The sequence below is a fragment of the Rhodospirillaceae bacterium genome (assembly GCA_040219235.1).
GTDB lineage: Bacteria > Pseudomonadota > Alphaproteobacteria > Rhodospirillales > Rhodospirillaceae > WLXB01.
Window position 1 is genome coordinate 427584 of the sequence record JAVJSV010000011.1, and the last position, 21389, is coordinate 448972.

The following is a 21389-nucleotide window of genomic DNA, read 5'->3' on the forward strand; positions in this document are numbered from 1 at the left end:
GGTTACAATGGTAGGGCAACTGGGGTGAGGGCAACTGGGGTGAGGGCAACGGTGATGCTTGAGAAGGATATGTGCATTCCCCACGGCATGCTGTCTGGCTGTTCCACGGCTCCTGGTTTGTTGAGAGCCTTATTTCTCTGCGATGAGGACGTTGATGTCCCGGAAGCCGCCAGCCATGTAGCCCTTGGTGCCGTCCTCGGTCGCATGAGTCGTGGTGATGTAAGGGGTTTTTTGGAAGCTGCATTTGGCCCGCTCAAACCCGCAGGCTTCTAATTCATCGATGATGTCGATGCTGCGCAGTTGCTTTAAGAAATATTCGTTGTTGTTGAACACTTCCCACGTGGCGAGAAACTCTTGAATGGGTTCGTTAGGCTGGCCTTGATTGAACGCGTCCATATGCACCATCACGCCACCCGGTTTTAAAATGCGGTGCATCTCAGTTATGATGTTGGTCACGGCTTGGCGTGCGGTCTCATGGAATAGAAGCGCCGATACGATGATGTCAAAATGGTTGTCAGGGAAATCGGTCTTCTCGGCGTTTTGCTGACTCAGATGAATCGCGTAACCCATGGCATTGGCCCGGGCCTGGCCGTAGCGCAAGCACGGCGCGGCGACGTCGATGCCGTGTACTTCGGTGTCTGGGTACGCCTTCGCCCAAGGCACCGTTGAGTTGCCAATGGCGCAGCCGAGATCAAGCACCCGTTCCGGCGTTCGATCAGGGTAAGTGTTTTTGTAGTAATTGACCAAAGTTTCCCCGGTGGCATCGTTTTCCGGTCCCATCATGCCCATAGCGTAAATGGGGACGCCGGTGTCATAGACCATGCCGGCGGCGATATCGTCTTCCGCGCTGTCGGTATGATAGCCACCTGGCTGAAGGTGAATATCGTAGGAGGTGTGGTAGCGCGGCAATTCAAAATCATCGCCCGCCAGCTTCAACGTCGAGGGACCATTGGTGCCACGGGCTTTTTCGATCATCTCCGGCAGAGTGCGCTCACAACTGTCGATCACCGAATCCCACATCATCGTCTGGCTGTTGCGTTGCATGCAACTCCAGATTTGATAGTAAGGGTCTTCCACCATCACTTTGCGTACTTCGTCATGGTCCACTGGTTTGCGGCCATGTGCTTTTTCAAAGGCGGGCTCGACGCGTTTCTCATAGGCGACGGTGGTTCCGGGATTGACCTGTCGGGCCAAGTGACGCCGAAAACTAAACACGAAGTCTTGCCGCGCGTTTTCGTCGTGCTCAATGTTCGGGAGCATATCGTGAGGGGTTTGCCGGTTGGCCATGTCAGTCGATCCTTATCAATACGCGTGTACGCTTGCCAGACGTTCTTGATTGCTCTGGTGCAGTTTACGCGATGTTCCCACTCAGTTCGACCAATTCATAGGTCTGACTGAGCAAGTCCCACCGTAACCTGGCCGGCACACAATCGTCGCCGATGGCCCAGATGTCGATGGGCGGATAATCGGCCACCAGAAACTGAAAATGCTCGGTCTGAAAAGTCCCCGCCGGAACAGTGATTTCTTCGACGCCGATGTATTCATGACGGGTAACCGTGTCAGACACTTCCAGCTTCGGCCCTGTTCCGCCGTTGGGCATGTGCGAGGATGAAAAGGCCATGCCCAGTTTGCTTGGGTCTGTGTCTTTATCCTGTTTCCAGCGTGCTAAACCCCAGGCATCGCCATGTACCGGGTGCGCCCCGAAGGTGCGAATGGGATGCTCGGACTCAAAGCTCTGCCGGAAGCGCCCGTCTTCAGCCGTCACGCCTTCACATTCAGCCGTGTGGGGAGTGAAATTATACCATGTGCTGCCGACTAATTTTTCGTTGATGGTCAGCCGCACAAAGGCATCCACTGGGTGCCAGTCGGCATCGATACTTAACACCGCGTCGCGCAGCAATCTGTCGTCATCCATTTCACAGGTGGCGCGCATGGTGCGTGAACCGTCGGGCTGAATGGTAACGTAAAACATTTCTCGTCCCATCTCGCCTTGACCATCAGTGAGATAAAGAACTTTGCCTTGATAACTGCGATGTTTCATCGGTGTGTTGATCCTTTAAGAGTCAAGAAAATCACGCACCAGTTTTGCGACCTCGTCTGTGTGGGAATCCAGAAAGCCATGGGTCCAACCGGGCAGATCATGGACACGCCCGTTTTTGAGCAAAGGCGCAGCCCGTGGGGTGTAGTCCCACAGATCATCCTCAGGATTCAGAATAAGCACCGGTATTTTTGCGGTTTCCAGCGCTGCTTCCATATCGAAGTTAAAGGCGGCCCGATGGCCCCAGTGCATCACATCATGATGGCGCTGTCCTTCCAGGAAGATTTGCCAGCGACGGCCCGGGTCTGCTTCATCGCGCCAGAATTCTTTGATGAACTCCCATCGTTCCGAAAGACCTTTGCCTTTTTCATCAACGGATTGCTGCGTGTATTTGGCACGAAATCCGTCACGTTCTTTCGCGGTGAACACAGTCGCTGAAATCATCACGACTTTGCGCACCAAATTCGGATATAGCCGCGCCATTTCCAGCGCGGTCAATGAGCCCGTGTGGTAGCCCATAATATCGATGGACCCCAGACCGATCTCTCCGGCGAAAACTTCCATGGCTTTGGCATAGTCGGCGATTTCCGGCGGCCTTGCAGGTGGGGCAGATTCCCCAAACCCGGGTGTGTCGGGCGCAACCACAATGCGGTCGGTTCCCATAGCGGGCAGGAACCCATCCCACACCAGGCCCGACAGAGGGCTGGGGTGAAGCAACATCAGCGGCGTTTGCTCTGCGGACTCGCCACAGCGCCGGTAATGGATTTGTCCGAATGGCCCTGCCGCGTATCCCCGCTGAACCGTTGGTGCTGAAGCTGACATAATGTGGTGGTCTCCCTTTTTCTCTTCTTAAGCCCGCATGGCATAACGCGGGCCTTTATTTTAACACCGGTATTCCATGACCGGCCCGTGGATGCGATTCAATTTGGTGAGGACTCAATGCATTTTCACTTTCTAAGCTAACCCCATCATTCGTCGCAGTAAAATGCTGAGGGAGTTTTATTATGCCGGGTCCGCAGTCCAACGACGTGCCAACACGCCAAGAGGTGATCAAAGCTGCAGCAGATTTGATACCGGTTCTTCGAGAACGCGCGCAAGATACTGAAGACTTGCGCCGGTTGCCTGATGAGACCATTGCGGATTTGCGCGCTGCGGGCCTTCACAAGCTGTTCACTCCCAAACGCTATGGTGGTTTTGAAATGCCCTGGGGCACGCATGTTGATGTCTCACGCACGCTCGGTCAGGGCTGTGGGTCAACCGGTTGGGTCTCTTCTGTTGTGTTTACGCATACGTTCCTGTTTGGCCGCTTTAAAGAAGAAGCCCAGGAAGACGTTTGGGGCGAATATCCAGACGCGATTATCTCCACCGGGTTTGCTGGCGGCGGGCAGGCGACGCCGACCGAGGGCGGGTTTACGGTCAGTGGCCGCTGGAAATTTGCCAGCGGTGTGGATCACGCTGATGCCATGTTAGTCGGGGCGAAGCTGCCCAATTCGACCGCGAGCTTTAATGATTTGTGGATCGTTCTGAAGAAAGATGATTTTGAAATCCTCGACACCTGGCAGTCAGAAGGTCTGAAAGGCACAGGGTCGAAAGACATCAAGGTCGAGAACGCGTTTATTCCTGCCCACCGCACGCTGACCATGACAGAAATGTCAGACACGCCGCCCGGTGCGAAATTGCACGATTACTATTTGTACGGCGTCGAATTTCACAGCTATTTCCTGACGCTCCTGGCCGGTCCTATTCTTGGGGCCGCCCGTGGGGCCTATAATGAATATGTTGCCCAAACCCTGACCCGGCGCGGTGCGATGATGGGCGAGTCCATTATTGATCAGCCGGCAGTGCAGGTGCATGTGGCCGAATCCCTGACGGAACTCGAAACGGCGGATATGTTGATCGACGGTCTGTGTGACCGCCTGCATGCGCGAGGGATGAATGGTCAAGACATCACCGGAGCATTCAAACTGCGGGCTTATCGTGATCTGGTGATGGCCGGAAAGCTGGCCCATTCCTCCGCCGATCGTTTGTCGCGGATGATGGGGGTCAGCGCCCAAACCGGGCGCAATGCCGTGCAGCGTCTCTATCGTGACGTGCGCACCATGTCGACACACTCCGCTTTGCATTGGGAATCAGGCATGCAACGCAGCGGCAAATACATCTTTGGTCTTCCCACCGGCGACCCAAAAGTCGACAATGAGATGAAACTCAAACAGGCTGCTGAATAAGAATCGAATTTCATCTATGACAGTTACCATTGACCGCGCTTTTGTCCGGATAGACGAAGGGCTTGTCCATTATCGCCATGCCGGGATGGCGCAACCCGGTGTGTTACCTCTGTACATCGTGCATGCTGGCCCTGGGTCTTCCACGGGTTATGCCCCGTTGATCGGGGCGCTGGCCGCGCAGCGTTATGTTGTGGCCCCGGATACGCTGGGCCATGGGGACTCGGCCCCTGCAGCACCCGATGTACCCGATGTACGGTATTATGCCGACAGCGTTTGCCGCGTGCTTGATGCGTTGGGTATTGATCAAGTGGATTACTTCGGCAGTCATACCGGGGCGCATATCGGCTGCGAGTTGGTCCTTCATCATCCAGACCGCGTGCGCAAGATCATCTTTGATGGCCTTGGCGTATTTGAGGATGATTTTCGCAAGACGCTATTGGAGCAGTATGCCCCGCAAAAGCAGCCCGATGAGTTTGGCACCCAGTTCACCTGGGCGTGGCATTTTCTGCGCGATCAGATGATTCACTTTCCCTACTTCATGCGCGATCCTGAACACCGCATGCAAAATGATATGCCACCGCCAGCGGAGTTAAACATTCACGTCATTGATGTGCTCAAGGCCCTGACCACCTACCACAAAGGTTATCGTGCCGTGTTTCGTCACGAGGTTGCCGAGCGTTTGCCCCTGGTCAAAACACCAAGTCTGTTTATGTCGTCAGAATTCGATCCGCTGCATAAGTATCTGGATGATGCGGCGACGCGGGTGCCCGGCGCGCAAAAGCATTTGGTGAAACGTGCGGATGGATTGCAGGGTATGGCGGATACGATCCTCTCGTTCTTCGCGGATTAGAACGCGCTTATTTTTCCTGCGCTATTTTTCAAAATACGCGATCATACGGGCTACAGCGTTGACTCGAATGTTTTCATAAAACAAATCAAAATCGTGCATATGTAAATTGTCGCCATCGAAGATCACCAGATCAAAGGTTTCGCCGGTTGGGATGTCGGTGTACAGCGACCCGTCTTTACATTGTGCGCCATAGCCGGTGGTCAGGTCTGGTCGGGCGCCAACGGCTGGGCTGCCAGGCAAAGACCCCAAGTTGGCGCTGGCGGGAACGTCAGTGCTGGAATCCGTCCAGCCGACCGGATTCCAGCAGGCAATCTCTTCGCCCTCAGGCGTGCCAAAGCGGTCCTGGTAGCGCTGCTTTAAGCGGGCCACACCGGCCGAGGGGTCGCCGTCACGGCCAAACGTATTCCAGGAGGCCACGCAGCCCGTATCCGTCGCGCCGGTACAGCGGGTAATGGTTTTGAGACTACGGCCAAATAGGCCTTCATTGATGCCGATGCCGACGATGTATCCTGCGACCATGCGATCTGCCAATGGCGTGCCGTCAATTTCTTCTTCCAACAGCTTAATAGCGTGCAACGTGCCCTGGCTGTGGCTGACAATCATAAACGGGCGACCGTCATTCCAGTTGTCTAAATAGTATTTCCAGGCTTTCAGAACGTCTTGATAAGCCAGGTCATAGGCTTGAGTTCCACTGTTATCCTGTGCGGCCATGGCCATGATTGTCGCCTGGCGATAGCGCGGCGCATAGATCTTGCAGCAGCCATTGAAGGCGCTGGCCTGACGGGCCATGACCGTGATGTCGGTCCAGGTGTTAACCTCGTCCATGCTCAGGTCTTGGTTCCAGTTTTCTACACCTTGGTAGGTGGTTGGGTGGATATAGAACACGTCAACCGGGGCATCGGCTTGGGCTTCGGGCACGCTGGAATTTCTGGGCCACACATCTGCGGCATCTTCGCGATCAGGCAACGCGGCCCAGGAGTCCCTGTCGCTATAATCTGGCACGGTTGGATGTGCCAATTCACTAAACGTGCCGGGCGGCATGGCGCGATTTTGGGCGAGGGCGGGCTCAGAGACAAATGCTCCCGATGCCATTAGATATACCGCACAGAGACCGCGTAAGACGTGCCGTGATGCCATGGTGAACTGTTCCCAATCAGCTGTTGTAGACAGACCGTGCACCAATGCTACTGTTCTAAATAAGAAATGACCATGCGGGAGAATGGATATGTCGCTAGCTGGACGCCTCGGCGTTGGTGCTGCTGCGCTGCTGATTATAGCGGCTGCCTGGGCCTTTAATGATCGGGTGTTTTGGATACGTTGGTTTTCTCAGCCGCCGGGCGAGAACGTGCTGACCGATTACGCGTGGTATACCCCCGTTGACATTATTCAGGACGGGCCGAGTCCGCCGCTGCCCACCACTGACGAACCTGTGTTTACGGAAGAAGCGCTGGCCGAAGCCCTGGCCTATGCGGAAGCGTTCGATAGCATTGCCTTTCTGGTCGCCCACAACGGCAAACTGCATCTGGAACATTATGGCGAGGGCTATGACCGCAGCACCGTTGTTGATTCCCAATCCATGCACAAAGGCTTGCTGGGTGTGGTCGCGACCATTGCCCTCGACCAAGGTTTTATTCCGTCCTTAGACACGCCCGCGTCCACTTATATTCCCGCCTGGGCGGAAGACGAGCGTCGTGACATTACGGTGGGTCAGTTGCTGGAGATGACCAGCGGGCTTGCCCAGGCCGAATTTGGCACTTCACCTTTTGCGCCTGGTCAACGCTTGTTCTTTGGGGATGACCTCGACGGCCCCGTCAACGCGATGCCGTTGGCCTTTGAAACGGGTACAGCCTACGATTTTAATCACGTCAACAGTCAGGCGCTGCATGCCGTGCTCACCGGTGCGACCGGCATGACCTATGCTCAGTTTGTCCGCGCGTATTTGTGGACGCCCATCGGCGCTGGCTTTGCTCAGGTGCGATTAGACCACGACGGAGGCTCCGCGCGCATTTTCTGCTGCGTGCAAACCCGCCCCATGGACTGGATGCGCATGGGCGTGATGCTCGCCAACGGGGGCCGCGTTGGCGACGCCCAGGTGATCTCGGAAGAGTGGGTCACGCGGATGATGACCGGCAGCGCCCAGAATCCAAATTTTGGCTTTCACGTCTGGCTCGGCTCCCCCTACACCGGCACGCGCCTGGTCAGCGAGATCAGCGGCCGCCGTGCGCCGGTGTCGGCCCCCTTTCTGGCCGATGACGTGATGTACGCAGAAGGCCGGGGTGGTCAGCGTCTGTATGTGGTGCCCTCGGCAAATTTGGTCGTCTATCGCACGGGGCGGATCGACTTCGCCTGGGATGATGCCAAAATTATCAACATCCTGTTGAGCGGCATGGCGCCGAGTGATGTTGCGCTCAATGCGGTTGAGGAGTAACGCCATGGTGAACCATGCAAGGGATTACGGTGCCCGGGGCCGGGTCGGCATTGCCGTGCCGCAGGCTAACCCAACTGTCGAGCCTGAAGTGGGGCTGCTTTTGCCGCCCAACACCACCTTGTTGACGTCACGTCTGACCAGCACCTGCGCTGAACCGAAAGAGCGTTACCGCGAATATTTCACGGGCCTGGAACAGACCATCGCCACCTACGACACCCTCAAGCTCGATGTGCTCGGCTTTGCCTGCACGGCCTCCACCTATCTTGTCGGTCGCGACGAGGAAGATGAGGAACTGAAGCGTTTGTCCGACCTGAAAGGTTACCCGGTGATCTCGGCTGGCTTGGCCATTGAGCAGGCGTTGCGTCATATCGGCGCTAAGAAGCTGGCCATTGGCGCACCCTATCCGGAATGGTCGGTCAACATGAGCCGCGAGTATTGGAGGGGCCGGGGGTTTGATGTGGTCAACACCACACGCATTGCCATCACGTCGGAGGATACCCGCGCCATTTATGAACTGCGTGCGCAGGATGCCTTGGCCACTTTACAAACCATCGACTACAGCGGGGCCGATGCCATTCTGCTCACCGGCACCGGTATGCCCAGTTTATCGGCGGTGATTGCGTTGATGGACCGCACAAAAAAACCCGTCGTGTCCTCAAACCTGTGCCTGACCTGGGCCATGCGTTTGGCGCTGGATCTACCGGATGATGGCGATCCCGGCCCAGCCCCGCGCCATCCCTTGCTCAATGGCTGGCAAAACCAGATCGCCACACTCTAAACACCCTTACTCTAACCAACTCTACTCTAACCAACTCTACTCTAACCAACCATCGGACACGATCGTATTGGACACCGCGTTGAACCACGCCCCTTGATGAGGCCCGCTATATTCCTGAACCGGACCCTTGCTCCTAACGGCTGGTCGTGGTCCGTTATTACAAATCGCAAAATATCAATGAGGACGCTATGCCGAACGATCTTGTCATAAATCCCGAAGTCGGGTCCGACTCCTTGCAGCCCTTTGCCGCCGGAGACTTATTCCTTGGCGCAACCCTGCTGAACAACCCGGATGATGACCACGCCGGTGATGGCCGCATCTTCCAGTTCGATAAAGAGGGTCATCAAAAAGCCGTTCTGCATGTGCCGGATACCACTCATTTGGTGAAGGGGCTGATGTTCGGTCCTGATGGCGTGCTGTGGGCTTTTGACTCCAGCGAACACATGATTGTGCAGGTCGGGCCAGACGGCAAACGCCTGCCCAACCCGTCCTACCCCGCGCGGCCCTGGTCCAGTGGCTTCTTTGATAAGGCGGGCAATCTGTTTTTATACGAGCACATCACCGGCACCATGTCGGACGTGCCGGAAAAGTACCGCCAGATGCAAAAATTATTGCCCGGCGAGTCCGAGAAAATTGGCGATGGCAATGTCTATAAGTTCGCGCCCGATGGCACATTGCTCGACACCTACGAGACGGAAACGTCCACCAGTTTTGCAGGCTACCTCGGGGTCACCAGTTGCACCCTGCATCCCAGCGAAAAATACATCACCTACACCACCGAAACCTGCAAGCGCATCATGCGCTACGATATCGTCAATCACACACAGATGGATGATTTGGTGCAACTGCCCGCTGATCAGCCCGAGTTTGTGTTCTGCCTCAACTACACCGCCGATGGTCTATTGCTGGTGACGCGCGGGCCGAAGATCGAAGTCATTGATGACGTCGGCAAAGTCGTCCGCACCCTTCCGCTGGAAGGCCGTGGCTGGGCCACTGTTAAAGAAAGCGTCGATCAGAAACACATTCTGGTGTCGTCCTTCTTCGGCGGCGTGCTGATGAAGATGGATAAGGACAGCGGCGAAGGGGTACTGACGCTTAAGTTGGATGTGGAACGCTCCTTGGCTGGTGTGGCGGAATTTCCGGGGTAACGGATTCATCGCCCGTGCCTGAAATCTACATCGATGCCGATGCCTGCCCGGTGAAAGAGGAAGTGCTGCGCGTGGCGGAACGGCACACGCTCAACATACACGTGGTGGGCAATGCCTGGATGCGCCGCCCCGAAGGTCCCTTGGTTAATAAAGTGGTCGTGCCCGAAGGACCTGATGTGGCCGACGATTGGATCGCTGATCGCATCCAAACCAACGATATCTGCATCACCGGAGATATCCCGCTGGCCAGCCGTTGCCTGGAAAAGGGCGCGGCGGTGCTCGGCCATTCCGGCAAGCCGTTCACGCCCGACAGTATTGGTATGGCGCTGGCCATGCGCGATCTTAAGGCGCAACTGCGGGAAACCGGCGAAATCAAAGATCATCACGCCGGGTTTACCAAGGCGGATCGTTCGCGGTTTCTCTCGGCATTGGAAGAAATGGTCCGGGCGGTTAAGGTTGCCTCTCAATAAATGTGTTTTGAGCGAGGATAAGTCATGAGCGGCGACGGACAACCAGGATTTCTGTTCAACACCGGGCCAGCCGGGCGGTGCGACGATTACAAGGTCGGCGGCGCGATGATGCGCTGGAACCCGGTGCTCGAGAAATTCTGCATCTGGTACTACGGTCGCAGCACCGATTTTCCCGCAGGCATGGCCCCGGCGCTGGGCTCTGGCTCTGTCGCACTGACCACGTCTGACGATGGCCTGAATTGGACGCGCACTGACGGTCCGCTCAAGGGCGGCGCGGTCATGGTGCCCAACGATGATCCTAAAGCGTTCGACAGTGTGCATCTCGGCACCGGCGATATTGAGTGGCGCGATGGTCTGTGGCACATGTGGTATTATGGCGGCGATGACGGCACGCCGGACACCGATAACCCGACCTATAAATTTCCTGGCTACAACCTGCATGCGGGCTTGGCGGTCAGTGCAGATGGCCTCACCTGGAAACGCCGTCCCGGCAACGCCTTCGGTGGCGCACTGGTGGGCAATGGCGGCGAAATTTACGGCGCGTTCCCCAATGTGTACCAACTCGGCAAGCGCACGATTTTGCAGGTCACGATCAAAGATAAAGAGTTCAAAGGCTGGATCACCCGTGTTTGGGCGTCCGAGGATTTAGAAAATTGGGATTACCTTGGCCCCATGACCTGGAGCGATGATCCCCGCTATTACGATTCCATGGGTGTCATCACCCGTCATGTGCTGCCCGGGATCGAAGGGGCGGGCGCGCCCTGGATGATGATTTACACGGCCGTCGATGGCCGACCTGAAAAGAAACAACAGCGCACCATTGCGGTGGCGGTGTCCGATGATGGTCTGTCCTGGCGGCGTCAGTTTGATGGTCCCGTGTTTACGGCAGCGGCGTCTGGCGCGTGGGATGACTACAACGTGGCCAACCCGCAGATTTGTGTGCGCGGCGATGAGTTATGGATGACCTACTTTGGTTTTGCTGATCCGGCCTTGCCCGGTGCGGCGGAACTGCGCGGGATTGGTCTTGCGGTTAGCAAAACCGGCGACCTGCGCAGTTTCGAGCGGATCAACACCTAAACGCGTTCTGCTGCTTCACTCTGCTGGCGGGTTCGGTACCCAGATTGATTTTTTGGGGGCCATCAGCAAGCGTCGCATCATCGGCTCGAAGTCGTCCAAGCTCATAAATTCCGTATCCGGATCAAACGCAGGCATGTCATAGGCATCGCAAAAGCGCACCGCGTCTTCAAACCATGGGTGGTCGCGATATTGATCACGCAGGTTTTTATCCAGGCCGATGTTGCCGAAATAATAGTAGCCCTGAAAGGCATGATGATTGGCGATCAACCAGTGATTCTTTTCACTGATGAACGGCGCTAACAGGGTGGCGGCGAACTCGCCATGGTTAAATGGGGCCAATAAATCGCCGATATCGTGCAGCACACAACACACCACATATTCTTCGTCTTCGCCCGCCTGATGCGCCAGCGTTGCAGTTTGTAGGCAGTGGTCCAGCCGCGTGACTGTGTCAAAGCCCGGCGCTTCGGCGCGCGAGTCATCCAGCTCTTTCAGATGGGCCAGAATCCGATCCACAAAGGCTTTGGTGAAGGCGGATTTCTGCAGTCCGGGGAGCACCCAGGGGGCAAATTGAGTGCCGCCTTTTGTTGGATCTGTATTTGGATCGCTCACGTGGTCCTCCTTGGCTCTGGGTCAACTGTATCACTTTAAACTGCTGTCCCAAGACCTCTGTGCTGTGCCGGGCTATGATTGGAACAGAGTCTGAGTTCTTCAGCCTTGCTGAGGACGTTTCGCCCCATTAGGGTCGCGACACTATGACCTCTGATTCTCTTTTACCGTCACCGACTCGTGATGCGATTCTCGATCATATCGCGCGCACCACCTTTTCCAGTTTGCCTGCTGAGGTGGTGGCGGCGACCAACGTGGCCATTGCCGACACTCTCGCCTGCGGCATGGCGGGCAGCGCAGAGTCCAAGGCCAGTATCGTCCGGCAACTGCAAATGTCTCACTTTGGTCTCGGCGGCGGACCAGTGTGGGGCACCGATCAGCTTTTGGCTCCCATCGGGGCGGGTGTGGCCAATGGTTATCAGGTGCATTGCCTAGATAATGATTGCCTGCATGAGGCTGCGGGTGTGGCGACCATGTCAGTGATCCTACCCGCCGTGTTTGATTACGCAGATCGCTTTGGCCGCGTGACCGGGGCCGATTTTATCACCGCCGTGAATATTGGGGCCGACGTTGCGGTACTACTGGGGCTGGCCGCCACCAAAGACGCATATTTTTCTCGCACTGCTGTTTGTGGCGCGCTCGGCGCTGCTGCGGCCTTGGCTAAACTGGAAGGCTTTGATCGCCCCACCACCGCGGAATATTTTGGCCTCGTTTACAGCCAGTTGTCCGGCACCCAGCAAGCGCAGACAGAATCTAGCATGGCGGTCAGCCTGCAAATCAGTTTTAGCGTGCGTAATGTTCTGACGGCGCTGGATATGGCGCGCTATTACCTCACCGGGCCGGTGGATGTGTTTGATGGGCCTCATGGGTACTTTGAAGTGTTCGAAAGAGACGGTGATCCCACACCGCATCTCGGTACGCTCGGTAAGGTCTGGCGCACCACGGAAATATCCTTCAGACCGGTCCCATCTGAGCGGGTATCGCACGCCTCGGAAACGCCCATGAGTGCCGACATGAGTGCCGACCAACTTCGCGCCAAATTTATGACCTGTGCGGCAGCAGCCTCACACCCTTTGACCGTGGAGATGGCCGAACATCTCTACACGCGCCTGCTTGCGCTTCACGACGAAAAAGAGGTTTCAGTGCTGAGTAACCTGGCCGCCGGATTTGACCTAGAGGATGCCCCCCAATGACCTTCACCCGTTTTTCTGTGGCCTTAATCGCTGCTGTGGCGTTTTGCGCCGGCGTGATGACTCAGCTGCACGCGCCCGCGCCCGCGCATGCCCAAGCCCAAGACCGGGACCGCAAGACCATGATCATCGGCGCGTTTACCTCTCCGGACACGCCGTGGGATTTGAATTGGCAAGAGGTGCAGGCCGCTTTTGATGCCAACGTCGATTTGGGTTTGGATCTGGAACTCCTGGTGCGCGGCGAAACCGGCAGCTCGGAAGAACGCTTGAATTCCCTGCGCCGTAATCGCCTGCAGTTTGTCAGTTCCCCTATCGGCTCAGGCGCGGCGATGATTCCGGAACTGGCGGTGTTGCAGCTGCCGTTTCTCTTCAACTCCACGGCTGAAACCGATTTCGTGCTGGACCAATACGCCTTGCCGCGCTTCCGGGAGATGTTCGCAGAAAAGGGCATCGTGTTGCTGCGTTGGACCGAAGCAGGCTCCAATCACATCTTCGGCGATCGCCCGTTCTTAACGCCAGGCGACGTGAAATCTTTTCCCATGCGGGTGCAAACCACCAAGGCGTCCTCCGTGTACTTCGAGGGCCTTGAGGCGGATGCGGTTTACATGACGGCCAATGACACCCTGCAAGCGTTACAGACCGGTATGATCAAAGGCGGCGAGGCGGTCAGTCTGTATTATTGGATGACCGGTTTATATCGTGAGGCCCCGCACTTTACGTTGACCGAACACGCCATTGAGCCGGGCTCTATTCTGCTGAATGCCGGCTTCTGGAACAGCCTGACACCGGCGCAACAAAACCTGGTCAGCACCGCCTATCCGGACTCCCAGCGGGCCCGCAATCGGGTACGTGAGTGGATTACGCAGGTGGAGGCCGATCTGCCGGGGTTGGGTGTGAATCTGCACCGTCTTACCGCAGCACAGCGGGCGGCGTGGCGAGTCGACGCCCAGAGATCCTACCCGGCAATTCTCGATTCTATTGGCGGTACGGCGGAAGACATTTATGCCCTTGTGCGCGAGGGGCAGGCGGCGTACGCCCGTCAACAGCAAGACGCGAACCAATAAAAACCATCAGGAGAGCACTGTGGGACGTTTACAAGGCAAAGTCGCCATCATCACCGGCGCAGGCCGCAAAAAAGGGTTGGGCGAAGGCATCGCCCGGCGGTTTGCTGAAGAAGGCGCAACCGTCGTCATCACAGATATCGGCAAAGCCTCTGGCGATCATCTGCCCGCCAATCACATCGGCACGTCCGAGGAAATGGAGGAGGTTGCCGCCGCCTTGCGTGCGGAAACCGGTGGCGCCATTCATACCATGGTGTGTGATGTGCGCTCGGAAGACGACATCAAACGCACTATTGCGGACACGGTCAGTCAGTTTGGCAAGCTGGACATCGTCGTCAACAATGCCGGCATTGGGTACATCATGAAGCCGTTGATGGAAATGTCGATGGACGAGTGGGACATCGTGCTCGACGTCAATTTGCGCGGACCATTTCTGTTTACCAAACACGCCGCGCTGCAGTTTGTGAATCAGGGCGACGGCGGACGCATCATCAACATCGCCAGCCAGGCGGCCAAAAGCCCAGCGCCGTTGCTGGTGCATTACACTTCGTCCAAGCACGGCATGATCGGTCTGACCCGCACCGCTGCCGCTGAGTTGGGTGAGCATGGCATCACCGTGAATGCCGTATGCCCCAATCACGTCACCACCGGACTGGGCGCGGCGCAAAATGACCGGCGCGGCAAAGTGCTGGGCACCGATACCGATGGCGTGTTGGATTTCCGCAAAGCCAAAATTCCCCTGGGCCGGGTCGGCCTGACGTCGGACACGGCGAATGCTTGCGTGTTTTTGGCCTCAGAGGAGGCGTCTTACATCACCGGCGAAGCCATGAACGTCTCCGGCGGCGAGGAAATGCATTAGAGCTTTTAGGCCGGCGCTTCCAGTTCTTTCGGCATCGGGCGCTTCTTGATCAAAAAGTGTTTGGCGAACCGCAGTAGCGCTTTGCCGCGTGTGAGGAAGGCGATGGTCGCACCGTGTTTGGTGTTGGCCAGCACGCCCTCCACCAGCATCGGCGTCACCGTTTCAACCCGTTCGGCCAGAATGCCGTAGATAAACTGCATTCGCTTCCAGCGCTCGGGCGAGACTTCATTCTTGGCCTCTAACAGCATGTCGGTCAGCACAATGCCGGGGCTCATGGAGCCCACCAGCACAGGGCCGCCCTGGGTTTCTTTGATTAGGCTTTTGGTGAAGTAGCGCAGGCCAAACTTGCTCGCGCCGTACACACTCATGCCGGCGCTTTTGGCCCCGTCAGACCCGAACCCTTCAAAGGTATACAGCGCGCCATGGCCTTGCGCCGTCATACCGTTCAGCGCTACCCGGCAGCCGTACATCATGCCCACCAGATTGGTGCGCGGCACGCCGGTCATGTCGTCCGCTTGCAATGCGCCGATGTCGCGGTTGACGTTGATGGCCCCCGCATTGTTGATCCAAATATCCACCGTGCCAAAGGCGCTGACGGCGGCGTCCCATAGAGCTTGCACCTGGCGGATGTCGGTAATGTCGCAGGGTTGCCCAACAACCTTAGCCGCGCCAGTGGCAAAGTCTTTTAAGGCGGCAACCGCCGTATCCACAGACGCTTGACTGCGGCCCGAGACCATCACCGAATGTCCGCGCTTTAAAAAGTCACGCGCCAGGCCATGGCCGATGCCACGGGTGGAACCCGTCACAACAACGTGTTTGTTTGCATCACTCATGATTGGTCTCCCTTAGTCTCGGTCGGTCGCCGAAAAGCGCAGTGTCTGTTTGTATGCGCCTGTCCCTATGAAGTGAAGCACGGTAAACGCGGACGGTCTCAGGTCCCCGCCCACGCCTAACCACATAGTGGACAGGTGGTGTAATCCAGACCTCGTCCGATCACCACCATGGCTAAGGTAGCGTTTAGCGTTTCTGGCCCGGAGTCTTTCCAGCGTTGTTATCGGCGGGCGGGAGCGCTCTTTGTTTTTGGGGATACACAATGCAGCCGGATAAAACCTGTCAGACTCTGGGGCCGATCTGGCTTGCACCGGGCATCAGCCGGTTAAATTGTGCGGCGTTTCTCTATGCGTCCTTTGTCAGCATTGCGTTCATCTCGCTGATCAATGTGTTGCAGGCTTACATCCTGACCGAGCATCTGGCCATTCCGGAAGCCGGGCAGGGCACGCTCACCGGCGATCTCGCGTTCTCGCAGGAATTGATCGCGCTGCTCCTCGTCGTCCCCGCTGGTATTTTGTCAGACCGCATTGGCCGCCGCCCTGTGTTTGTGTTTGGCGCGTTGATGCTGGCCGCCGGATTTGCCCTTTACCCCATCGCCACATCGGCTTTTGAATTGACCATCTATCGCTGCATCTATGCCGTGGGGACGGCCTGTGTGGCGGGCATGATTGGCACGGTCATTGCCGATTATCCCCAGGAAGTGTCGCGCGGCAAATTGATCGCCGCCTCCGGCGTGCTGAACGGCCTCGGACTGGTGGCTTTTGCAGGACTCTTTGGCCGCGTCCCTAAGATGTTCCGCGACGCTGGCACCACCGCTATTGAAGCGGGGCAATACACCTTTTGGATTATTGCGGGGATCTGCGTGTTGTCTGCGGTGATCTTGCAGTTGGGCTTGAAGGGTGGGGCTGCCGCCCGCGTGGAAGAGCGGACTCCCCTCAAGCAGCTTGTGACAGCCGGATTTAAAGAAGCCCGCAACCCGCGCATCGCGTTGGCGTATGGCTCTGCGTTTGCCGCCCGGGCTGATCTGGTGGTGGTCGGGACCTTTGTCACTCTGTGGGCGGTGCAGGCGGGCAAAGTGGCTGGCCTGAGCACCGATGAAGCCCTGGCCAAAGGCACACTGATGTTTGTCATCGCGCAGGTCGCTGCCGTGATATGGGCACCCTTCATGGGTTTGATCATCGACCGCTTTAATCGCGTGACCGCTCAAGCGGTGGCGATGACTCTCGCCGGGGCTGGCTATCTCTCCATGGCGTTGGTCAGTTCGCCGCTCGATATTGCCATGTGGCCGGCCTTTGCGTTGTTGGGTGCGGGTCAACTGAGCGCGTTGTTTTCCTCTCAAGGCTTGATTGGTCAGGAAGCGCCACAGGGGGAACGTGGGTCCATTGTCGGCGTGTTTGGCTTTTGTGGCGCGATTGGCATTTTGTTCGCAACGGGTGTCGGCGGACGGCTGTTTGATTCTATCGCGCCGTCGGCCCCGTTCGTGGTGATGGGTATTGCCAATGTCATTCTGTTGATCTGGGCAATTGCGGTGCGGCTCAAAGCGCCAGGGCTGATGTTGCGTAAGTCAGTTGAGGCAGACGCCTAAGCGTCTGTAAAAACGGGGACGGGCATGAGAACGAGAATGGGGAACACCTTATGAGCGGTACGCTACACCAGGCTTACATTCGTCCCATGGGCGTACGCATTGATCTCGCCGATGGCATCAGCGCCAAAAATGGTTGGACGCTGATGTATGCGTCCTTCGCTACCATTGGCTTCCTGACCTTCATCAACACCGGGCAAACGTTTGTTCTGAATGCCAACCTTGGCATGTCGAGTGATGAGCAAGGCCGTATCACCGGTGCGCTGTCCTTCTGGAATGAAGCCATCACCATTGCTCTGGCTGCGCCCTTTGGTGTGCTGGCCGATCGCGTCGGACGCCGCCCCGTGTTTTGTTTTGGAATGATTGCAATGGCCTTTGGCTATGCCCTGTATCCTTATGCCGACAGTGTTGCGGATGTGTTTGTCGCCCGGACGATGTACAGTTTTGGCACCGCCGCCGCGGCGGGTATGATTGGTATTGTTGGGCAGGATTATCCGCGTGAGTATTCCCGTGGCAAACTGATTGCCTGGACCGGTGTGATGAACGCCCTTGGCGTGATTGTTACGGCCGTGGTGTTTGGGCGCATCATGTTCGGCGCATTGGAAGATGCGGGTATGACCGCCAAGCAACAAGGACTCTATACGTTTTGGTCTGTGGCCGTTGTTCTTCTGATCTCTGCGTGGATTTTGAAATGGGGTCTCAAGGGTGGCGTGCCACCGGAAGCGGAAGAGAAGCAGCCCATCAAGGATCTCTTTAAAAGCGGTTACATCAACGGTAAAAATCCGCGTATAGCGTTGGCCTATGCGTCCGCTTTTGTGGCGCGGTCCGACCTTGTGGTTATCGGCGCATTTACCAACTTGTGGGGCTCCGTCTACGGGCAATCCCAGGGCATGTCGCCGGCTGAGGCAACCCGGGCAGGGGCGCTTATCTTTATCATTGCGCAGGTGTTTGGTTTGGTGTGGGCGCCGATCATGGGCGTGATCATCGATCGCGTGAACCGAGTGTCAGCCGTAACGTTTGGGATGGGCTTTGCCGCTATCGGATATGGCTCCATGTTCTTTGTCGATGACCCAACCAACCCCATTTACTATCCGTTGTTTGGATTGCTCGGCATCGGGCAGATCAGCGCCTTCTTTGCCTCACAGGCGTTGATTGGCCAGGAGGCCCCTGCCAAAGAACGCGGGGCTATCATCGGCTTCTTCAGCGGCTCCGGGGCTATTGGAATTCTAGTAGCGACGTCGGTCGGTGGGATTTTGTTTGATACGTGGATGTTGGTTGGCCCCTTCATTTTTGTTGGGGCTCTGAACTTTATCATCTTTGCGTTCGGCCTTGTTGTCCGCATGAAATCTCCTGGCATGATGCCCGATGAAATCAAAGCCATGCGGGCCGCACGTTTAGAGGCATTGGCTGCAGACAAAGAGTCTGCCAGCGCCGCCCTGGCCGCCGCGCAACCGGTTGTCACCAGCGCTGACGAAACCAACGCCAGCGAAACCAAACGAGAGGACTAACAGGCTGATGGCTGTTGCAGTAATCACAGGTTCCACACGGGGCATCGGCTTAGGTCTGGCCCGAGAGTTCTTAAAGCATGGGCATAGCGTTGTGGTGTCCGGGCGCAGTCAGGCGGCGGTTGATGAAGCTGTGGCGTCCTTGGCCCCCCAGGTGTCTGGCGAGGCCCGGGCCATTGGTGTTCCCTGCGATGTTGGTGATCTCAGTCAGGTTCAGGCTCTGTGGGACCAAAGCGTGTCCGCGTTTGGCCGGGTAGATTACTGGATTAATAATGCGGGCCTCATCCACGAATACAAAAATATTGCCGAGCTGCCGCCGGAAGAGTTTGCCCGTATTGTGCAAACCAATCTCACCGGCGTGATGCATGGCACCCAGGTGGCCAGTGCTGGCCTGCGCGGCCAAGACGGCGGCGGTTGGATTTACAATATGGAAGGCTTTGGCTCCGACGGCATGACCCGACCGGGTTTGACCCTGTACGGCACCACCAAGCGCGCTACCACTTATTTTACAGGCTGTGCCGTGAAAGAACTGAAAGATACACCGGTTAAGGTGGGCTATCTGAACCCGGGTATTGTCATGACCGATCTCGGTATGGGTGATACCAAAGCGCTTCCCAAGGAAGAGCGCCGCAAGAAAAAATTTCTGATGCTCATTGGCGATACGGTCGAAGATGTCACGTCTGATTTGGTGGCGCGCATTCTTGCCAACACCAAACACGGCAAACGCATTGCCTGGATGACAACAGGAAAACTCTTAGGCCGCGTTCTGCTGTCGCCCTTCGTTAAGCGAGATCCCATGACCCCTGCGGGGTATTAAAATATGACCCCGGCTGGGGGCTGGACCGTTCTGTTTGACCTGAAGGTCTGTACGCGCTTTGCTGCCTGAACACAATCAACAGGGAGGACTGTCATGACAGACGAAGAGCGGTTCAAAGAGGGATTCGCCGTTCGTCGGGCCGTGCTTGGCGATGATCACGTCGAGCGTACCCGTGATGGCCTGACGGCCTTCGATCAAGAGTTTGACGATATGCTGACGGAGTGGGCCTGGGGGTCGGTATGGACTCGCCCTGGTTTGGAACGCAAAACCCGTAGTCTTCTCAATATCGCGCTACTTGCGGCGCTTGACCGGCAACGCGAACTGGGGCTTCACGTCCAGGGCGCGTTGCGCACCGGTTGCACCGAAGGCGAAATCAAAGAAGTGTTGTTGCACTGTACGGCGTATTTGGGTGTGCCTGCCGGCATTGCGGCTTTTAAGACCGCGAAGGAGGCGTTGGTCGCAGCGTCGGATGACGGTCAACCTGACCAGAAAACGGACGGTCAACCTGACCAGAAAGCGGATGGTCAAACTACGGACTAACCAGAATCAAACGCTTTCGAGACCTGGAAAGCCCTTGAGCCACAGCGCAAATGTCTGCAGCATTGGTAATATCGGATATAGACAAGACACAGTGAAGGACCCCGGACTTATGCCGGATAGTGCTGCCCACGACCTATCCCCCAGCTTGGACGACATTTGCGCGCGCACCGAAGCGTTGGTGGAGGGATTTCGCGAACGCGCGCCAGCCACAGAAGCCCATCGGGTTCTGCCGCGCGAAACGGTCGACGAGCTTTACGACGCCGAGCTGCTGCAGTTGTTCGCGCCAAAGCGCTATGGCGGTTTGTCTTTGGATTGGCCAGCGATTGTGCATGCCTCTCGCATTGCGGCGCGGGGCTGTGCTTCCACCGGCTGGCTGGTCAGTGTGGTGGGGGGACACATCGCCATTGTCTCGCGTTTGCCCAAAGCCTGCCAGGATGAAGTGTTTAAAGATGGCGTGCGCAAAATCATCACCACCGCCTCGGCGCAAACCACAGGCACCATCACCAAAGAAAAAGACGGCTATCGGCTCAATGGAGTCTGGCGGTTCGGCTCCGGCATTGACCATGCTGATTATGTGATGGTTACGGGGCGCTGCGACAATCACCCCAACCCGCCGGAGCCCAATGTGTTTCGCGCCACTGTGCCGCGCAGTGCGGTCGAAGTTGATGACACCTGGCAGGTGGCGGGGATGCGGGGCACAGGCTCCAAGGATTTGCGGTTCGAGAACGTGTTTGTCGCTGACGAATGGGTGGTTACCTCGCCCGAATGCTTTGGCATGCACCCTGCGGGGGCTGACGTAAATCCAGAAGCCTATCTGTTTGATGTGCCGTTTATGCCCTACTTCACCAACTGGATGATTGGGCCTTTGCTTGGTTGTGCGGAGGGGGCGTTTGATGCCTATGTGGCGGCAACCCGTAAAAAGGTCGGTGCGATGAGCAAGATCACGGTGGCCGATCAACCCACTGTGCAAGAGCGCTTGTCGGAATCTTCAGCGGAGTTGGATTGCGCGCGCATGATGTTTGATGCCATCACCAACACCTTACATAGTGCCGGGCTAGAGCGTCGGGCTCTAACGCCAGAAGAAAACGTGCAGATCAATCGTAACCGTGCGTATCTGGCGCGGTTGTGTACCAACGCGATTTATCGTTTGGTGCGGGTGATGGGCGCGACCGGGATTTTTGATACCAACCCGGTGCAACGCCACTGGCGCGATCTCTCCGTGATGGCCAGCCAGGTCAGCGTTAATTGGGATCAGAATATGACGGCCTACGGGCGCTATCTGTTGGGGCTCGATTACGACAAAGCCAAAACCGACCACGCCCCGTCTGAAACGAGCGCAAAAAAATAAGGGAGCGGTTCAACCGCCCCCTTATTGTCGCGGCCC

Annotated in this window: 21 protein-coding genes; 15 read left to right on the top strand and 6 right to left on the bottom strand. The window is 56.9% G+C overall.

Translation table 11 applies throughout. The features are described 5' to 3' along the window. Window positions 1-129: 129 nt before the first annotated feature. From RIC29_05995 to RIC29_06005, 3 genes are all read right to left on the bottom strand, one after another. Window positions 130-1287 (bottom strand): class I SAM-dependent methyltransferase, encoded by a 1158-nt coding sequence (locus RIC29_05995; GenBank protein ID MEQ8734453.1) that lies wholly within the window; start codon window positions 1285-1287, stop codon window positions 130-132. A gap of 64 nt (window positions 1288-1351) precedes the next feature. After that, window positions 1352-2041 (bottom strand): hypothetical protein, encoded by a 690-nt coding sequence (locus tag RIC29_06000; GenBank protein MEQ8734454.1) that lies wholly within the window; start codon window positions 2039-2041, stop codon window positions 1352-1354. A gap of 15 nt (window positions 2042-2056) precedes the next feature. Beyond that, window positions 2057-2860 carry an alpha/beta hydrolase gene (locus tag RIC29_06005; protein ID MEQ8734455.1) on the bottom strand — a complete coding sequence of 268 codons (804 nt, stop codon included), beginning with the start codon at window positions 2858-2860 and terminating at the stop codon, window positions 2057-2059. A 182-nt stretch (window positions 2861-3042) separates the two neighbouring features. On the opposite strand from RIC29_06005, the gene RIC29_06010 reads away from it, so the two are divergent. Further along, a complete protein-coding gene (locus RIC29_06010; protein MEQ8734456.1) occupies window positions 3043-4263 on the top strand; it encodes an acyl-CoA dehydrogenase family protein in 1221 nt (406 codons plus the stop codon). Window positions 4264-4279: 16 nt separating this feature from the next. Beyond that, window positions 4280-5113, top strand: coding sequence for an alpha/beta hydrolase (locus RIC29_06015; GenBank protein MEQ8734457.1), 834 nt, complete (start codon window positions 4280-4282; stop codon window positions 5111-5113). 21 nt (window positions 5114-5134) lie between these two features. Here the strand turns inward: RIC29_06015 and RIC29_06020 are convergent, their stop codons facing one another. Beyond that, on the bottom strand, window positions 5135-6250 hold the full coding sequence (locus RIC29_06020; GenBank protein ID MEQ8734458.1) for a DUF3089 domain-containing protein: 1116 nt from the start codon (window positions 6248-6250) through the stop codon (window positions 5135-5137). An 88-nt stretch (window positions 6251-6338) separates the two neighbouring features. Between RIC29_06020 and RIC29_06025 the strand changes: the two genes are divergently transcribed. From RIC29_06025 to RIC29_06045, 5 genes are all read left to right on the top strand, one after another. Continuing rightward, complete coding sequence (locus tag RIC29_06025; GenBank protein MEQ8734459.1) at window positions 6339-7541, top strand: serine hydrolase; 1203 nt, start codon at window positions 6339-6341, stop codon at window positions 7539-7541. A gap of 4 nt (window positions 7542-7545) precedes the next feature. After that, entirely contained in the window at window positions 7546-8319 is a 774-nt protein-coding gene (locus RIC29_06030; GenBank protein ID MEQ8734460.1) for a hypothetical protein, read from the top strand. A 188-nt stretch (window positions 8320-8507) separates the two neighbouring features. Beyond that, window positions 8508-9467, top strand: coding sequence for a hypothetical protein (locus tag RIC29_06035; protein MEQ8734461.1), 960 nt, complete (start codon window positions 8508-8510; stop codon window positions 9465-9467). A gap of 14 nt (window positions 9468-9481) precedes the next feature. Continuing rightward, a complete protein-coding gene (locus RIC29_06040) occupies window positions 9482-9937 on the top strand; it encodes a YaiI/YqxD family protein (protein ID MEQ8734462.1) in 456 nt (151 codons plus the stop codon). Between the two features lie 24 nt (window positions 9938-9961). Next, the gene (locus RIC29_06045; GenBank protein ID MEQ8734463.1) at window positions 9962-11014 is read left to right on the top strand and encodes a hypothetical protein; all 1053 of its coding nucleotides are present in this window, start codon (window positions 9962-9964) and stop codon (window positions 11012-11014) included. Between the two features lie 15 nt (window positions 11015-11029). Here the strand turns inward: RIC29_06045 and RIC29_06050 are convergent, their stop codons facing one another. After that, the gene (locus RIC29_06050) at window positions 11030-11623 is read right to left on the bottom strand and encodes an HD domain-containing protein (GenBank protein ID MEQ8734464.1); all 594 of its coding nucleotides are present in this window, start codon (window positions 11621-11623) and stop codon (window positions 11030-11032) included. 143 nt (window positions 11624-11766) lie between these two features. Between RIC29_06050 and RIC29_06055 the strand changes: the two genes are divergently transcribed. The 3 genes from RIC29_06055 to RIC29_06065 are packed head-to-tail and all read left to right on the top strand — an operon-like array spanning window position 11767 to window position 14730. Next, complete coding sequence (locus RIC29_06055; protein ID MEQ8734465.1) at window positions 11767-12813, top strand: MmgE/PrpD family protein; 1047 nt, start codon at window positions 11767-11769, stop codon at window positions 12811-12813. Continuing rightward, window positions 12810-13874 carry a TRAP transporter substrate-binding protein DctP gene (gene dctP / locus RIC29_06060; protein ID MEQ8734466.1) on the top strand — a complete coding sequence of 355 codons (1065 nt, stop codon included), beginning with the start codon at window positions 12810-12812 and terminating at the stop codon, window positions 13872-13874. The genes RIC29_06055 and dctP overlap by 4 nt, the downstream gene beginning before the upstream one ends. Before the next feature lie 19 nt (window positions 13875-13893). Then, window positions 13894-14730: an SDR family oxidoreductase gene (locus tag RIC29_06065; GenBank protein MEQ8734467.1), complete on the top strand. Its 837-nt coding sequence runs from the start codon at window positions 13894-13896 to the stop codon at window positions 14728-14730. Between the two features lie 5 nt (window positions 14731-14735). Here RIC29_06065 and RIC29_06070 read toward each other — a convergent pair whose 3' ends face one another. Next, on the bottom strand, window positions 14736-15563 hold the full coding sequence (locus RIC29_06070) for an SDR family oxidoreductase (GenBank protein MEQ8734468.1): 828 nt from the start codon (window positions 15561-15563) through the stop codon (window positions 14736-14738). Between the two features lie 260 nt (window positions 15564-15823). Here RIC29_06070 and RIC29_06075 point away from each other — a divergent pair, with 260 nt between their 5' ends. The 5 genes from RIC29_06075 (at window position 15824) to RIC29_06095 (ending at window position 21353) form a co-directional block, all read left to right on the top strand. Continuing rightward, entirely contained in the window at window positions 15824-17146 is a 1323-nt protein-coding gene (locus tag RIC29_06075) for an MFS transporter (protein MEQ8734469.1), read from the top strand. 50 nt (window positions 17147-17196) lie between these two features. Continuing rightward, window positions 17197-18651 (top strand): MFS transporter, encoded by a 1455-nt coding sequence (locus RIC29_06080; GenBank protein MEQ8734470.1) that lies wholly within the window; start codon window positions 17197-17199, stop codon window positions 18649-18651. A 7-nt stretch (window positions 18652-18658) separates the two neighbouring features. Next, window positions 18659-19465, top strand: coding sequence for an SDR family oxidoreductase (locus RIC29_06085; protein MEQ8734471.1), 807 nt, complete (start codon window positions 18659-18661; stop codon window positions 19463-19465). A gap of 93 nt (window positions 19466-19558) precedes the next feature. Further along, entirely contained in the window at window positions 19559-20005 is a 447-nt protein-coding gene (locus RIC29_06090; GenBank protein ID MEQ8734472.1) for a carboxymuconolactone decarboxylase family protein, read from the top strand. 109 nt (window positions 20006-20114) lie between these two features. After that, the gene (locus RIC29_06095) at window positions 20115-21353 is read left to right on the top strand and encodes an acyl-CoA dehydrogenase family protein (GenBank protein MEQ8734473.1); all 1239 of its coding nucleotides are present in this window, start codon (window positions 20115-20117) and stop codon (window positions 21351-21353) included. Window positions 21354-21389: the final 36 nt, after the last annotated feature.